Source organism: Achromobacter sp. Root83 (genome assembly GCF_001428845.1).
GTDB lineage: Bacteria > Pseudomonadota > Gammaproteobacteria > Burkholderiales > Burkholderiaceae_B > Achromobacter.
The window spans coordinates 134495-150522 of the sequence record NZ_LMIU01000012.1 but is presented as its reverse complement, the minus strand read 5'-3'; the positions used below and the strand labels follow the sequence as shown (position 1 = coordinate 150522).

The window sequence follows — 16028 nt, the reverse complement described above, 5'->3', positions numbered from 1 at the left end:
CAGATTGTACGAAATAAGCCAGCTTTGCCCCCGGTTGTAAGGGGGATTTCAACCAGGGATCGCAATGTGTAATATCTTGTGAACGCCCACTAGCCGCTGGTTCTTGTCACTGTTACATTTCCGGCCATGAATACGCAAAACACCACCCCCACCCGAAAAATCCTCGTCGTCGACGACGATCCGCGCTTGCGCGATTTGCTGCGCCGGTATTTGTCCGAGCAGGGATTCAACGTTTTCGTCGCCGAAGACGCCAAAGAGATGGGCAAACTCTGGCAACGCGAGCACTTCGACCTGCTCGTGCTGGATCTGATGCTGCCCGGAGAAGATGGCCTGTCCATCTGTCGCCGGCTGCGCGGTGGCCACGACAACACCCCCATCATCATGCTGACGGCCAAGGCGGAAGAAATCGACCGCATCGTCGGCCTGGAGATGGGCGCGGACGATTACCTGTCCAAGCCCTTCAACCCCCGGGAGCTGCTGGCTCGCATCAATGCGATCCTGCGCCGCCGCGGTACCGAAGAGCATCCCGGCGCCCCCAGCCAGGAAAACGAATCCATCGCCTTCGGCCCCTACGTGCTGAACCTGTCCACCCGTACGCTCACGCGCAACGGCGAACAGGTGCCCATCACCACGGGTGAATTCTCGGTCCTGAAGGTGTTCGCACGCCATCCGAAGATTCCCCTGTCGCGCGACAAGCTCATGGAGCTGGCCCGCGGCCGCGAATACGAAGCCTTCGATCGCAGCCTTGACGTCCAGATCTCGCGCCTGCGCAAACTGATCGAACCCAATCCGTCCAAGCCCGTATTCATCCAGACCGTCTGGGGTCTCGGATACGTGTTCGTGCCGGACGGTGGTAGCTGATCGACTCGCCCGCCCCGGGCAGGAGCGCAGCGTCGTGCCGCGCCTGCGGAGAACATTCAGGAACCTGACATCGCGTCTGCGGCTCGGTTTGTTCGGCCGCACGTTCCTGTTGCTTGCCGCGCTGATGCTGGTCAGCCTGGGAGCGTGGCTACAGGTGTTTTTCAGCATGGAGCTGGGACCGCGCGCCAACCAAATGGCGCAGCGGGTGATCACGGCCGTCAATATCACACGCACGGCGCTGATCTACTCGCATAACGGTGAACGCAGCAAGCTCCTCCTGGATCTGGCCACCAACGAGGGCATCCAGGTCTACCCCCGCGAAGTCACCGACTTTGCCGAAGCCCTTCCCGACGACGACTACTGGCAACGCGTTGCCCAGCACATCCGCACGCGCTTCGGCCCCGAGACCCAGATCGCCTGGGGCGTCAATCAGGTTCCTGGCTTCTGGGTGAGCTTCCAGATTGAAAAGGATCTCTATTGGCTGGTATTCGAAAGGGAGCAGATCGGCCTCACGGGCGGAATCGAATGGCTCGGCTGGGGCGCGACGGCGCTGCTGCTGTCCCTGGTAGGGGCGGCCGTGAGCGTGGGCTTCGTGAACCGGCCCTTGTCGCGGCTGGCGCGGGCGGCCCAGGTGCTTTCCCGCGGCGAGACGCCCGCTGCCCTGCCTGAGCAGGGCCCCCTGGAAATCCGCGACCTGAACGCCTCGTTCAACCGGATGGCCAAGGATCTCCGACAGGCCGAAGCGGACCGGGAACTGATGCTGGCCGGCATTTCGCACGACCTGCGAACGCCGCTGGCGCGCATGCGCCTGGAAATCGAACTCAGCGGCGTGTCCGAGGATGCCCGCCAGGCCATCGACGAAGACCTCGGCCAGATCGACCACAGCATCGGGCAACTGATGGAATACGCCCGCCCGGCGGGCACGCTGCCGCAACTGGCAACGGACATCTCCGCCGTTCTGGCCGAACTCTACGAACGCGAGCGCAGCCATACCTCCTCGCTGGGCGGAGAGCTGGACGCCACCCTGGAGCCGGGCTTGCGCGCCCGGATCACGGCGCTGGACCTCAAGCGCATCGTCAGCAACCTGATCGAAAACGCCCGGCGCTACGGCCGCTCCACCGACGGCATGGCGCACCTGGCCATGACGCTGCAAGCGGAAGGCAACATGATCGTCATCGAGGTCTGCGACCGCGGCCCGGGCATCGCCCCCGAAGACGTCGACCGGCTACTGCGTCCGTTCTCGCGCGGCGAAGCCGCGCGCACTGGCGTGAGCGGCGCGGGGCTGGGCCTGGCGATCGTCGAACGCCTGCTCAAGCACGTCGGCGGCTCCTTGCGCATGCTCCCGCGCGAGGGTGGCGGCCTGACCGCGCGGATAGAGTTGCCCAAAGCCAAGTTTAGGAATTATCAATTAGACAACGATAATCCATAGCGTAGAATTTATGGTTTGAGGCACTGCCTTATTTCCACCCAACAACTACTGGGAGTAAACATGAAAACTGTTGGCGACAAACTCGAGCCCTTCAAGGTCACCGGCGTCAAGCCCGGCTTCAACCAGCACGAAGAAAATGGCGTGTCGGCGTTTGAAGACATCACCGAAAGCTCGTTCCCCGGCAAGTGGAAGGTGATTTACTTCTACCCGAAAGACTTCACGTTTGTTTGCCCGACCGAAATCGTCGGCTTCAACAAGCTGGCCAAGGACTTCGAAGACCGCGACGCCGTCCTGCTGGGCGGCTCGACCGACAACGAATTCGTCAAGCTGGCATGGCGCCGTGAGCACCCGGACCTGAGCAAGCTGGGCCACTACCAATTCGGCGATACCACCGGTGCCCTGATCGACCAACTGGGCGTCCGTGAAAAGGGTGCTGGCGTTGCGCTGCGCGCCACCTTCATCGTCGATCCGGACAACACGATCCAGCACGTTTCGGTGAACAACCTGAACGTCGGCCGTAACCCGGAAGAAGTTCTGCGTCTGCTCGACGGCCTGCAAACCGACGAGCTGTGCCCGTGCAACCGTACGGTTGGCGGCGCCACGCTGTAATTTCCAGCCCGGTCCGGGACCTGTCCGCAGGTCCCGCCCCGGGCTTTAACTGCGCTAGATTATAGGTAAAAACTATGGAATTTCTTACGACCATTAAGGAACAGCTCCCGGATTGGGCCAAGGACATCCGCCTGAATCTGGACGCCGTGATCGCCCGTTCCACCCTGGCTCCCGAGGATGCGGTAGGCGCCGCGCTGTCGGCCGCGTACGCCGCGCGCAGCCCGGTGCTGGTGGAAGCCTTCAAGAGCGGCCTGTCGGAAGGCGATGCCAATGCGGCGCTGACGGCCTCGGCCCTCATGGGGATGAACAACACCTGGTACCCCTATGTGGAGATGACCGGCGACGCCCAGTTGAAGAGCCTGCCGGCCCAACTGCGCATGAACGCCTACGCCACCCATGGCGGCGTCGAAAAAAAGCGCTTTGAATTGTTCGCGCTGGTCGCCTCCATCATCGGCAAGTGCCACTTCTGCGTGGCCTCGCACTATGAAAACCTGAAAAACGACGGCCTGTCGACCGAACAGTTGCGCGACGCCGGCCGTATCGCGTCGGTGGTCAACGCCGCCGCCCTCGCGCTTGCTGCCCAGGGCAAGTAAGCCCGGCGGGAGGCAATGAAAGGCCCCTACAACCCTTTGCAGGGGCTTGCTCCGCAAGGGTGCTGCACCCGCCATGGGGGCTTCGCAGTAAAAAACCCGCCTTACGAAGGCGGGTTTTTTTATGTGGAACGACCGTAGCGCGGCAGCGGGACTTTCGTCCGCGCCGGTACCCGCCTGGGGATCAATCCTTGGCGGCCTTGACCGCCGCGGTCGGCAGGCCGTTCGCGACCCAGGCTTCCAGGCCGCCGCGATACCAATAGGTCGACCAGCCCAGCATTCCCGCCCGCAAGGCCGCGTTATAGGACGAGCGATCGGTCATGCCGCCGCCGAGGAACACGACGGGGACTTTCCGATCCCCCCCCGTCTTCTTTTGCAGCCAGGAATCCAGCGCCCCCTGCAATTGATCGGTGACGCTGCCATCGGAACCCGCATCGCTAAGCGGATAGGCGATCGGCAGTGTTTCGCGCATCCCGCTGGTATCGACGATCAGAACGCTCTTGTCATTCGTGATCAGCCTGACCAGCTCCGGCGTGGTTATCACCTGGGCCCGGGTGTGCTTGTTGGGGGTGGGTCCCTTGTAGGGCGCGGAGAACAACATGTTCGTTGCCGGCACGCCGCTGTCTTTCAGCTCATCGAAGGCGCCGCTGGGCAAGGAAGGCATGCCTTGTCCGGCGGGCGGCGGTTGGCGGGGCGATGCCGCGGGGGAACCGTCCTTTGCGACGACTTCTCCTCCCACGGTTCCCGTTTCGATATCCGAAATCATCACCGCGATATTTTCGATCAGCTCATAGCACATGGTGATCGTGCCTTCGCGCGGGCTGTACCAGGCGTTGAGCTGTCCGCAGTCTTTGAACACCACGTTCACCGGCCGTGGCAACACGTAGGTTTGCCCCAGAAGCTTGATATTGTTGGCGATCGCGTCGGAAAGGTTGTTCGCGAAGAGGTTGCCGATCTTGCGCTTCGAGGGCTCGAAGACCACATTCACCGGCGCGCCGGGCGCGTTGGCCGGCTGTTGGCCATCGGGTGTCCACGCGCCTACGCGGGTATGGGGCGCCAGAATCCTGCGCCAGGCCCGGTTCTGCTTCTGGAATTCGTCCGTGCAACGCGCCTTGGTCCGGTCTTCAAAGCCGACGTGCTTGGCCACCGGCTCGAAGACAGCGGGATTCCCGCCGTACATGATGCAGAGCATGTTGCGAAACCGCTTGAGATCGCCCGTATGCTCGTCCTGCCAGGCGGACGTTGCGGAAGCGCCCTTTCTTTCGGCAAGCTTGCCGCTGTAGTACCACTGCAAGGCGGCGTAGGTCGCGGCGTCCCGGGCCATGACGTTCACATCCTTGTCATCCGAGGGATACATGGTCGGCTCGACGATCTGCAGAGCCGAATAGATATCGACCGCGTCTTCTTCCGCGCCCGTCGAAGGCAGTTCCAATTCTCCGATCAGCGCATGCCCGAACTCATGCATGAAAATGCTGCGCATGATGCCGATGTAGACCCCGACGATACGCAGCGTATCGCCGCCGAATCTGGGATAGGGGCCGGCGCCGGGCAGCCCGGGGGCACTGTTGGCGGGCGCCGGGGCCGCCGTCTGGGGCTTCGGCGACGCGCCCGCGCCGCCGCTGTCCGCGCGCGCCGGCAGGCCGGCGGGCTGCGGACTGGCGCCGGACTGCTTGGGATTCAGATTGGAATTGATCGAAAAATCGGCGATGCCGAAGGTGCCTTGGTCGTAGGCCATGATGCCGATGTCCGCGCCCAGCGCGGGCACATTCTCGACATCGCCAATTTTCTGGCCGTTCACGAGAAACCGGGCGGCGCCCGGCACCTCGACCACCTTTATCCGGTCCGAGCCATCCAGCTTCGCCACATTAGGCACCGAGGCGATATCGGTGCGCTTGTCGCCCTGCAGGCAAAAGAGCAGCGTATTCTTGGCGGCCGTGATTTCAAGCAGGCACAGGCTGCTTCGCGCCCGGTTGTTCAGCACCACGCCGATGGACGCCTTCGGGTTCTTTGAATTCAGGACCACATTGACGTCGGTGATACGGCCCGAATCCGGCGCCGGCCCGACATTCACATAGAGGGTCTGTTCGCTGCCGGGCACCTCGCTGTTTCGCAATGTGAACCAGCCGTCCTTCTCGCCCGCCGTCCAGCCCTTCAATAACTGCGACTTGACCGTGCCGGCAAGCGGGCCGAGCAACTGTTCATATTGAGCATGCGCGGGTGAGCCATATGCAGCAAGAACGAAAAGCAGCGCGGCGCCACGTAGATACATCTGAGTGTCCCTGATTTGCCATTTGCAAGTGGCGCAGAGTATTCCAGATCAAAACAGGCTGCTTATGCATTTGTTAAAGATGTATGCCAAAGTAAATAACACCCGCGCAAGCATTGAAGCGCGCGTGCGCCCCCAGCCAGGCGCGCCAGGCGTAGCGGTGCACCCCGGTTTTGCCGCTCAGGATTCCGTGCGAGCCAGCAGGGCCACCACGGTCGCCGCGATGCCTTCCTTGCGGCCCAGGTAGCCGAGGCTTTCGTTGGTTTTGGCCTTGATGTTGATATCGGCCTCGGCCAGGCCGGTATCGGCCGCGATGTTCTTCTGCATGGCCGGCGCGTGCGGGCCGATCTTTGGCGCCTGCGCATGCACGGTGGCATCGATGTTCACCGGCGCCCAACCCGCCTTGCGGACCCGCGCCATCGCTTCGCGCAGCAGCACACGGCTGTCGGCGCCCTTGAAGGCCGGGTCGGTATCCGGAAAGTGCCGGCCGATATCGCCCAGGCCGGCCGCGCCCAGCAGCGCGTCGGTGATCGCGTGCAGCAGCACGTCGGCATCGGAATGGCCCAGCAGGCCGTGGGTATGGGGAATCGTGACCCCGCCGATGATCAGCGGCCGGCCTTCGACCAATGCGTGCACGTCGAAGCCCTGCCCGACGCGGAAAGGAATGCTCATAGCCATTTTTCCATCAGTTCGAAATCGTCCGGCCACGTCACCTTGAAATTGCGCATGGCACCCGGAATCAGCAATGGTGCATAACCGGCGGCCTCGATGGCCGAAGCCTCGTCGGTGACGATCACGCCATTCACGGAGGCCGCCGTCAGGGCGTCGCGCAGCACGCCGGCCCTGAACATCTGGGGCGTCTGCGCCAGCCACAAGCCATTGCGGTCCAGCGTGCGCTCCACGCGCGCTTGTCCCGCCTTGACGGTATCGGCCACCGGCAGGGCCAACAGGCCGCCCACCGGGTCGGCCAGGCATGCATCGATCAGGCGGCTCAGCGCGGCGGCGGGCAATCCCGGGCGCGCCGCGTCATGCACCAGCACCCAGGCGTCGTCCGCCACGCCGCTATCCGCCAGGGCGCCAGCGACGGTATCCGCGCGCGTGGCGCCGCCGCAGGCGCGCCACACCGTGCGAGGCAGGCCCGCCAGCGCCGCGTCCACCAAACCGTCGCCCGGCGTCACGGCCACGCGCACCTGGGATACCCGTTCATCCGCAAGCAAGGCGCACACCGCATGCCGCAGCATGGGCTGTCCGGACAGTGGACGATACTGTTTGGGAACGGCCTCGTGCCCGGGCCGTCCGGCGCGGGCGCCAACGCCCGCGGCGGGTACGATCGCAATGATTGAGTCAGACATGGTGCGGTGATTTTATAATCTTCCGCTTGATGTCCGCTCCCAGCCTGATGCCCACCCCCTCGACCCCCGCCACCGCCGCGCCTCCCGTCCCCGCCACGGCCCCCACCCTGTCCGCGCTGAAACCCGGCACGCGCTACGCACAGCCGCGGCCGCCGGGCTCGGGCGACGCGTGGCTGCTCGCGGATCTGGCACGCCAGGCAGACGGCCCGCTGGTGATCCTCACGGCCGAGCCGCTGGAAGCCCAGCGGCTGGCCGAAGAGATCCAGCTATTTGCCCCGGGCCTGCGCGTCAGGCAGCTGCCCGACTGGGAAACGCTGCCCTACGACGCCTTCTCGCCGCACCAGGACCTGATTTCCGAGCGCCTGCACACACTGCATTCGCTGATGACGAAGTCGGTGGATGTGCTGACGGTGCCCATCACCACCGCGCTCTACCGGCTGGCGCCGCCCTCGTTCCTGGCCGCCTACACGTTTTCATTCAAGCAAAAGGACAAGCTGAACGAGGCGGCGCTGCGCGCGCAGCTCACCCTGGCCAACTACAACCACGTCACCCAGGTGACGGCGCCCGGCGAATTCTGCCTGCGCGGCGGGCTGATCGATCTGTTTCCCATGGGTTCGGTGGTGCCTTACCGCCTGGACCTGTTCGACGACGAGATCGAAACCATCCGCAGCTTCGACGTGGATACTCAGCGCAGCCTGTACCCGGTACGCGAAGTCCAGCTCCTGCCCGGCCGCGAATTTCCCATGGACGAAGAGTCGCGCAACCGCTTCCGCGCGCGCTTTCGCGAGATCTTCGAGGGCGATCCATCGCGCGCGCTGCCTTACAAAGACATCGGCAACGGCATCCCGTTTGCGGGCGTCGAATACTACCTGCCGCTGTTCTTCGAAGAGACGGCCACCTTGTTCGACTACCTGACCGAAGGCACGGTCACGGTCACCGTCGGGGACATCGACGACGCAATCCAGCGCTTCAACCAGGACACGTCCAGCCGCTACAGTTTCCTGAAGAGCGACCGCGAGCGTCCGGTCCTGCCGCCGTCCGCCCTGTTTTTGGACAACGAGGCCCTGTATTCCCGGCTGAAGGAATTCAGCCGCCTGTCGCTGGCCTCGGGCCAGCCGCACCCAGACTTCCGCGCCGCGCCCGACGTCAGCGTGGCGCGCCGTTCCGAAGACCCCATCGCCAAGCTGCGCGCGCTGGTGCAGACCCGCCAGACCCGCGTGCTGCTGTGCGCGGACTCGGCCGGCCGCCGCGAGACGCTGGTGCAGATGCTGAACGAATTCGGCGTCACGCCGGACGCGCAGCCAGACACCATAGACGCCTTCCTGGCCTCGGACGCGCATTTCGGCATCGTCGCGGCGGCGTTGGGCACCGGCTTCGAACTGCCGGGCGCCAACCTCGCCTTCCTGACCGAAAACGATCTGTATCCCGGGCTGGCCGGCACCGGCCGGCGTGGCAAGCGCGATCAGGAACGCGCCAGCAACGTCGAAGCCATGGTGCGCGACCTGTCCGAATTGCGCGCCGGCGACCCCGTCGTGCATGCGCAGCACGGCATCGGCCGCTACCACGGCCTGGTCAACATGGACATGGGCGAAGGCGAGATGGAATTTCTCCATCTTGAATATGCCAATGGCAGCACCCTGTATGTGCCGGTGGCGCAGCTGCATGTCATCGCCCGCTACAGCGGCGCCGACCCGGAAGCCGCGCCGCTGCACCAGCTGGGTTCCGGCCAATGGGACAAGGCCCGCCGCAAGGCGGCCAAGCAGGTCCGCGACACCGCCGCCGAGCTGCTGGCGCTCTATGCGCAGCGCGCGGCGCGCGAGGGTTTCGCCTTCAACCTGCCCTTGAACGACTACGAAGCGTTCGCTGAGGGCTTCGGTTTCGAGGAAACGGCCGACCAGGCCGCCGCCATCGAAGCCGTGATCGGCGACATGACCTCCGGCCGTCCGATGGACCGGCTGGTCTGCGGCGACGTGGGCTTCGGCAAGACCGAAGTGGCGTTGCGCGCCGCCTTCCTGGCCGTGGCCAACGGCAAACAGGTCGCGCTGCTGTGCCCCACCACGCTGCTTGCCGAGCAGCACGCGCAGACCTTCTCCGACCGTTTCGCCGACTGGCCCGTGCGCGTCGTGGAGCTGTCGCGCTTCCGTTCGCCCAAAGAGGTGTCCGCCGCCATCGAGGGCATCAACGACGGCCGGGTCGACATCGTCATCGGCACCCACAAGATCCTGTCCAAGGACGTGAAGTTCAAGCGTCTGGGCCTGGTGATCATCGACGAGGAGCACCGCTTCGGCGTGCGCCAGAAAGAGGCGCTCAAGGCCCTGCGGGCCGAGGTGGACGTGCTGACGCTGACGGCCACCCCCATCCCGCGCACGCTGGGCATGTCGCTGGAAGGCATCCGCGATTTCTCCGTCATCGCCACGGCGCCGCAGAAGCGCCTGGCCATCAAGACCTTTGTGCGGCGCGAGGACGGCAGCACCCTGCGCGAGGCCCTGCTGCGCGAGCTCAAGCGCGGCGGCCAGTGCTACTTCCTGCACAACGAGGTCGAGACCATCCACAACCGCCGCGCCCGCCTGGAAGAGCTGGTGCCCGAGGCGCGTATCGCCGTGGCGCACGGCCAGATGCCCGAGCGTGAACTGGAACAGGTGATGAAGGGCTTCTATCAGCAGCGCTACAACGTGCTGCTGTGTACCACCATCATCGAAACGGGCATCGACGTGCCCAGCGCGAACACCATCGTGATCCACCGGGCGGACCGCTTCGGACTGGCCCAGCTTCATCAGTTGCGCGGACGCGTGGGACGTTCCCACCACCAGGCCTACGCCTACCTGCTGACGCCGGGCGAAGACGCCATCACGAACAACGCCAAGAAACGCCTCGAAGCCATTCAGGCCATGGAAGAGCTTGGATCGGGTTTCTATCTGGCCATGCACGACCTGGAGATCCGGGGCACGGGCGAGGTGCTGGGGGATTCGCAATCCGGCAATATCCAGGAAGTGGGCTTCTCGATGTACAACGAAATGCTCAACGAGGCCGTGCGCGCGCTGCGCGCGGGCGAAGAGCCCGACCTCGATGCGCCCTTCAATCTGGCCTGCGAGGTCAACCTGCACTCCCCGGCGTTGCTGCCGTCAGACTATTGCGCGGACGTGCATGCGCGCCTGGGCATCTACAAGCGCCTGGCGCACGCCGCCGACGAAGACGACCTCATCCACATCCAGGAAGAGCTGATCGACCGCTTCGGCAAGCTGCCGGAGGCGGCGCAGACCCTGCTCTCGACGCATCGCCTGCGCCTGGCGGCCCAGCCGCTGGGCATCGTCAAGATCGACGCCAGCGAAACGCAGGCGCTGCTCCAATTCGGCCCCAAGACCTCGGTCGACCCCGCCAAGATCATCGAACTCGTGCAACGCCAGCGCCACATCAAACTGGCGGGGCAGGATAAATTGCGGGTCGAGATCAAGGCGGCGCAAATTCCCGCCCGCTCCGACGCCGTGCGCGCCGTCCTGCGCGCCCTGAAGTAACTCACGCCACCTTCCCTGCCCCTTATGACTACCCATCACCTTGTCGTCCAATCCCCCGGCCTGAGCATCGACCAAGCGGAGCAGCTCGCCGCGCTGGCCCAGGCCCAGGGCGTGGCCCGCATCAGCAACACCGCCGCCCGCCTGCTCGATGTGCAGCATGACGCCGACACCCGCGACGAAGTCGCCGCCTGGGCCGACAGCCGCGGCGTCGATGCCGCCTTCGTGCCGGCCGGCCTGAAGCTGTCCGACTGCAAGGTGCTGGCCATGGACATGGACTCCACCCTGATCAACATCGAGTGCATCGACGAGATCGCGGGCGTGGCCGGCGTGAAGGACAAGGTGTCCGAAATCACCGAGGCCGCGATGCGCGGCGAGATCAAGGATTTCGCGGAAAGCCTGCGCCGCCGCGTCGCCCTGCTCAAGGGCGTGCCGGCCGGCGCGCTGGAGCAGGTCTATGCGGACAAGCTGCGCCTGAACCCGGGGGCCGAGCGCCTGATCACGACTGCGCAGTCCGCCGGCCTCAAGGTGCTGCTGGTATCGGGCGGCTTCACCTTCTTCACGGAACGCCTGCGCGACCTCCTGAAGCTGGACAGCGCGCACGCGAACACGCTGGAAATCGAGAACGGCCTGTTGACCGGCAAGGTGCTGGGCGACATCCTGGACGCCGACGCCAAGGCGGTCCACCTGCGCGAATTCGCCCGCGCGCACGGGGCGGCGCAGGACCAGATCATCGCCATGGGCGATGGCGCCAATGACCTGAAGATGCTGGCGGCCGCGGGCTTCCCGGTGGCCTATCACGCCAAGCCGCTGGTGCGCCAGCAGACTCGTTTTGCCTTGAACGTGTCGGGCCTGGACGGTGTGCTGAACTGGTTTGAAAGCTGAAGTCCGCCGGGCGGGTGCCTGGCGCCATGGCCAACAGCAAAAAGCCACCTCGCGGTGGCTTTTTGCTTTGCCGCGGCTGGCGGATCAGTAGCGTACGCGCAGGGACAGCAGCGCCGCCCGGCCCGTGCCCAACGCCGCATAGTGCGCCGCATAGGCCTTGGTGTAGTACGTCTCGTCGAAAATGTTCAGCACGTTCAACTGCGCCGAGATGTGCTCGTTGAATTCGTAGCCGGCCATGGCGTCGAAGCGCCAGTACGAAGGCACCCAGCGCGCCTTGGGCGTGCCGTCGGCGTTCTTGGTGGCATCCGAATTGCCGTACACCTTGTCCACGTAGTAGGCGCCGCCGCCCACCGTCAGCTTGGGCAGCACCTTGTAGGTAGTCCACAGGCTGAAGGCGTTGCGGGGGGTGTTGGGCAGGTCCTGGCCGACGGCGCCGCTGTTGTAGGCGCCCTTGGTCATTTCGCTGTCCATGAAGGTGTAGCCGCCGAACACATTCCACTTGGGCGTGATGGCGCCCGAGAAGCCCAGTTCGATGCCACGCACCTTGGCCTCGCCCACTTGCGCGACTTCGGTCGCGGACACGGCCACGCTGGTGTTCTTGCGGGTGTCGTGGAATGCGGCGGCCGACAGCGTCAGCCTGTTATCCAGCACCTCCCACTTGGTGCCCAATTCCACGGTGCGGCTCTTTTCCGGCTCGAGCGAGGACGTCGAGACCGAGGTCGCGTCGCTGATGGCGCTTGCGGCGATCGCCGACGGCGTGGAGGACGTGCCGTAGGTGGCGTAGATCGTGCCGTTGGGCGCCGGCTTGTAGGCCAGGCCAACCTGATAGTTGAACAGGTTGTCTTCGCGGCTGGTGCTGTAGAACGCCGGCGTGCTGGCCGGATCGCTGCGGCCCCGGGCGATATTGCTGCCGCTGGTCCGGTAGTTGTCCCAGCGCGCGCCCAGGCTGGCCTGCCATTGCTCGTTGAACTTGATGGTGTCGAAGCCGTAGAGCGCCACCGTGTCCGTGTTGTACCGAGCGGGGTTGTTGTTGCGGGTCAGCGTGCCGGTGTAGTCGTCGCCGGGGTTCGGATTCCACAAGGACGTGCAGAGCGCCGGATTGGATGCGTCCGTCGCGCTCACCTTGCAGTCCATCGGCCCCTTGGCGATGTTCTGGGTGTAGCTGTCCTTGTCCTGTTTGATATTGCTGTATTCGAAGCCCAGGTCGAACGAATGCTTCAGGCTGCCGGTTTCGAATTCGCCCGTCAGATCCGTCTGGTTCGCAAAGCTCTTGGTGACGTAGTAACCCGACTTGAGCGAACGATAGACCAGGCCATTGGGCACGTTACCCTTGCTGTCGTCCGGGTTCGTCGCCGCGAAATCGGTCGTACCGCGGCCATACCGGATCACGTTGCGCAACTGCAGCTTGTCGGAAAAATCGTGCTGGAAGTCAGCCGTCACGACGTCGTCGCGGGTTTTCATGAAATCCCGGCCGGTCAGTCCGTAGAACGACTTGCGGCTAACGCCCATCGTCTCCGTCACCGGCTGACCCGTGTTCGGGTCATACGGAATGGAGTAATCGGGCATGCTGTCGTCTTGATAGTGGTAATAGCTAAGCGTGATGCGCGTGGGCGTGCCCACCCCCAGCATCAGCGAGGGCGCCACGCCCCAGCGTTCGAAGTCCACGGCGTTGTCGCGGCCGGGCACGTCGCCCTTGTTGCCCATCACGTTCAGGCGGAACGCGGCCTTGTCGTCCAGGCGCCAGTTGCTGTCTATCGTGGCGCGGTAATTGTTGTCCGTGCCGATCTGCGCGGTAGCTTCGGTGAAATCCGTCGCCTTCGGCGCCTTGCTGACCATGTTGATGCTGCCGCCCGCACCGCCACGGCCGGAGTACACCGAGTCCGGCCCCTTGATGATCTCCACCTGCTCAAGGTTGAACGTATCGCGCACCTGCGTGCTGGAATCGCGGATACCGTCCAGGAAAATGCTGCCCGCGGAGTTCTGGCCGCGGATGATGGGCAGGTCGCCGCCCGGACGGCCGCCCTCGCCCGCGCCGAACGTGATGCCCGGCGAGTTGCGCAGCACGTCCTGCAGCGACGATGCGGCCTGGTCCTGGATCACCTGCCTCGGCACGACCTGAACGGTGCGCGGCGTGTCCAGCAGAGGCGCGGTCATCTTCGGCGACTGCGCCGTAGACGTCTGGTAGGAAGATCCCTCTCCCTCCACTCGGACCGGCGATAGCTGCGTCACGCCCGCGTCGGCGGACTGCGCCGCGGCGTAGGGGCTTATGAACAGGGCGGGCGCCGCGATGGCGGCGGCAAGGGAGGTAGTGAGCGTATTCAGCGAATACGAGTCTTGGGGCTTCAAACCAGCTTCTCCAAAATGTGAATAGCAACGATTCTTGTTTTTTTATCGTTTGCGATTGTGATCATGACGACTGAATGAAACCTGAACGAACGGCCCAAAACATGAAAAAAACAACACTTGTTAAGCCGTATTCCCAAAAAAAATAGGCGAATAGCGAAACCTGATAGGACTGGGTCGGCAGCCGCGGGATTAGTTGATTTTCCTTGCCGATTCCCGTTCTGCCTCGCCCCCCGGGGAAGCCCTTAAAACGCCCTCCAGAACGTTTGGACGGCGGTCTGGCTGAATCCTTGAACAGACAAAAAAAACGCCCCTGGCGGGGCGTTTATGGCATTGGCGGGCCTTCAGGCACGCAAGCGTGGGTGCCGCTTGAACAAATAGCGATACACGAAGCCCGGATACGCCAGCACGAGGAACAGGCTGAGCGTGATCGCGTAGAACTCCCAGGTCTGGGCAAAGCGGTTGCCCAACGTGGATTCGAACGCAAATCCCAGCGCGCCGACGATGGCGTAGAACGCCAGCACCTCGATCAGCCGCATCCAGAGCGGTTTGACCGCCGCCGCCCCGCCCTGCTTCCAGGGCAACACGGCGAACACCCGTTCGGTCAGGAAAGGAAGATTCGCGCTGACGAGCGCCAGCGCGATCAACAGCCATACCGCCAACGTCTGGTTCATGGCTGCTATCCGTCCCTTACAGGCTGAGCGACGAGCGGATGGCCTGCACGCACAGCGCCATCAGGCCGCCAGGCAACAGGCCCAGCACCAGGATCAAGGCGCCGTTGACCGACAGCACGCCGCGCTGGGCGCAGGTCGCCACCATGGGCGCGGCGTCGGCCGCCGGCTCGTCGAAGTACACGACCTTGACCACACGCAGGTAGTAGAACGCACCGATCAGCGAGAACATCACCGCGATCACGGCCAGCGTGACGTGGCCGGCGCTGATCAGCGCCTGCAGCACCGCCAGCTTGGCGTAGAAGCCCACCAGCGGCGGAATGCCGGCCAGCGAGAACATCAGCAGCAGCACGATGGCGGCATGCCACGGGCTGCGGCGGTTCAGGCCCTTCAGGTCATCGATGTGCTCGCACTCGAAGCCCTGGCGCGACAGCAGCAGCACGATGCCGAAGCTGGCAAGCGTGGTCAGCACGTAGGTCAGCATGTAGAACAGCGACGCGCCGTAGGCGGCCGAAGACAGTTCCGGCTTGCCCGCCACCGCGCCCGACATCAGGCCCAGGAGCACGAAGCCCATGTGCGAGATGGTCGAGTAGGCCAGCATGCGCTTGAAGTTGGTCTGCGCAATGGCGGTCAGGTTGCCGATGGCCAGCGACAGCACCGCCAGGATCATCAGCATCGGCTGCCAGTCGGCGGCGAGGCCGTGCAGGCTGTCGACCAGCAGGCGCAGCGTGATGGCGAAGGCCGCCAGCTTCGGCGCGCCGCCCAGGATCAGCGTGACCGCGGTCGGCGAGCCCTGGTAGACGTCCGGCACCCACATGTGGAACGGCACTGCGCCCAGCTTGAACGCAAGGCCGGCCACCAGGAACACAATGCCGAACACCAGCGCCATCTTCTCGGCACGGCCGGCGGCGATGACCTTGGACACTTCGGTCAGGTCGAGGTGACCCGTGGCGCCGTAGATCATGGACATGCCGTACAGCAGGAAGCCCGAGGCCAGCGCGCCCAGCACGAAGTACTTCATGGCGGCTTCGGTGGCCACGACATCGTCGCGGCGCAATGCGATCAGCGCGTACAGCGCCAGCGACATGAGCTCCAGGCCCAGGTAGATCGAAATGAGGTTCCCGGAGGAAATCATGACCATCTGGCCCAGCAGCGCGAACAGCGTCAGGACGTAGAGTTCGCCGCCCTTGAGCATGTCACGCACCTGCGCATAGACGCGGCCGTAGATCAGCGTGACCGCCACCGCGATATAGGAAGCGATCTTCAGCAGATGCGACAGGTCGTCGGTGACGTACAGGCCGTTGAAGGTCGAGCCCGCAACGCCATTCTTCCACTGCACGGCCGACACGACGGTCAGCACGCCCAGGGCAAGCATGGTCAGCAGGAACGTCGGTTTGCGCTCGGGGTGATTGCTGACCGCGTCGACGAGCAGGATAGCCAGGCCGAAAACCAGCAGGAGGATTTCCGGCGTCGCCAGGGCGAAATCGATTTGGGATTGCATCATTGTCTTGTC

At 64.4% G+C, this 16028-nt stretch carries 12 protein-coding genes; 6 read left to right on the top strand and 6 right to left on the bottom strand.

From position 1 onward, the window contains the following. The first annotated feature begins 126 nt into the window (after window positions 1-126). The 4 genes from ompR to ASE30_RS13025 all read left to right on the top strand — a co-directional run bounded on the left by ompR (window position 127) and on the right by ASE30_RS13025 (window position 3492). Window positions 127-861, top strand: a complete 735-nt coding sequence (gene ompR / locus ASE30_RS13040) for a two-component system response regulator OmpR (RefSeq protein WP_003813882.1) — start codon at window positions 127-129, stop codon at window positions 859-861. A 34-nt stretch (window positions 862-895) separates the two neighbouring features. Further along, the gene (locus ASE30_RS13035; protein WP_057284727.1) at window positions 896-2290 is read left to right on the top strand and encodes an ATP-binding protein; all 1395 of its coding nucleotides are present in this window, start codon (window positions 896-898) and stop codon (window positions 2288-2290) included. Window positions 2291-2350: 60 nt separating this feature from the next. Continuing rightward, window positions 2351-2899 (top strand): peroxiredoxin, encoded by a 549-nt coding sequence (locus ASE30_RS13030; RefSeq protein ID WP_057284726.1) that lies wholly within the window; start codon window positions 2351-2353, stop codon window positions 2897-2899. A 74-nt stretch (window positions 2900-2973) separates the two neighbouring features. Beyond that, window positions 2974-3492, top strand: coding sequence for a carboxymuconolactone decarboxylase family protein (locus ASE30_RS13025; protein ID WP_057284725.1), 519 nt, complete (start codon window positions 2974-2976; stop codon window positions 3490-3492). Between the two features lie 181 nt (window positions 3493-3673). Here ASE30_RS13025 and ASE30_RS13020 read toward each other — a convergent pair whose 3' ends face one another. The 3 genes from ASE30_RS13020 to ispD form a co-directional block, all read right to left on the bottom strand. Continuing rightward, window positions 3674-5758: a DUF4344 domain-containing metallopeptidase gene (locus tag ASE30_RS13020; protein WP_057284724.1), complete on the bottom strand. Its 2085-nt coding sequence runs from the start codon at window positions 5756-5758 to the stop codon at window positions 3674-3676. A 177-nt stretch (window positions 5759-5935) separates the two neighbouring features. Continuing rightward, entirely contained in the window at window positions 5936-6427 is a 492-nt protein-coding gene (gene ispF / locus ASE30_RS13015) for a 2-C-methyl-D-erythritol 2,4-cyclodiphosphate synthase (protein WP_057284723.1), read from the bottom strand. Continuing rightward, window positions 6424-7107 carry a 2-C-methyl-D-erythritol 4-phosphate cytidylyltransferase gene (gene ispD, locus ASE30_RS13010; RefSeq protein ID WP_057284722.1) on the bottom strand — a complete coding sequence of 228 codons (684 nt, stop codon included), beginning with the start codon at window positions 7105-7107 and terminating at the stop codon, window positions 6424-6426. Before ispD ends, ispF begins: the two co-directional genes overlap by 4 nt. Window positions 7108-7136: 29 nt before the next feature. Here ispD and mfd point away from each other — a divergent pair, with 29 nt between their 5' ends. After that, complete coding sequence (mfd, locus tag ASE30_RS13005) at window positions 7137-10619, top strand: transcription-repair coupling factor (protein WP_162259924.1); 3483 nt, start codon at window positions 7137-7139, stop codon at window positions 10617-10619. Window positions 10620-10643: 24 nt separating this feature from the next. After that, window positions 10644-11501: a phosphoserine phosphatase SerB gene (serB, locus tag ASE30_RS13000; protein ID WP_057284721.1), complete on the top strand. Its 858-nt coding sequence runs from the start codon at window positions 10644-10646 to the stop codon at window positions 11499-11501. A gap of 84 nt (window positions 11502-11585) precedes the next feature. Here the strand turns inward: serB and ASE30_RS12995 are convergent, their stop codons facing one another. The 3 genes from ASE30_RS12995 to nuoN all read right to left on the bottom strand — a co-directional run bounded on the left by ASE30_RS12995 (window position 11586) and on the right by nuoN (window position 16019). Further along, the gene (locus ASE30_RS12995) at window positions 11586-13847 is read right to left on the bottom strand and encodes a TonB-dependent siderophore receptor (RefSeq protein WP_057284720.1); all 2262 of its coding nucleotides are present in this window, start codon (window positions 13845-13847) and stop codon (window positions 11586-11588) included. Between the two features lie 341 nt (window positions 13848-14188). Then, on the bottom strand, window positions 14189-14518 hold the full coding sequence (locus ASE30_RS12990; protein ID WP_057284719.1) for a DUF2818 family protein: 330 nt from the start codon (window positions 14516-14518) through the stop codon (window positions 14189-14191). 16 nt (window positions 14519-14534) lie between these two features. After that, window positions 14535-16019, bottom strand: a complete 1485-nt coding sequence (gene nuoN / locus ASE30_RS12985; protein ID WP_057284718.1) for an NADH-quinone oxidoreductase subunit NuoN — start codon at window positions 16017-16019, stop codon at window positions 14535-14537. Window positions 16020-16028 lie beyond the last annotated feature (9 nt).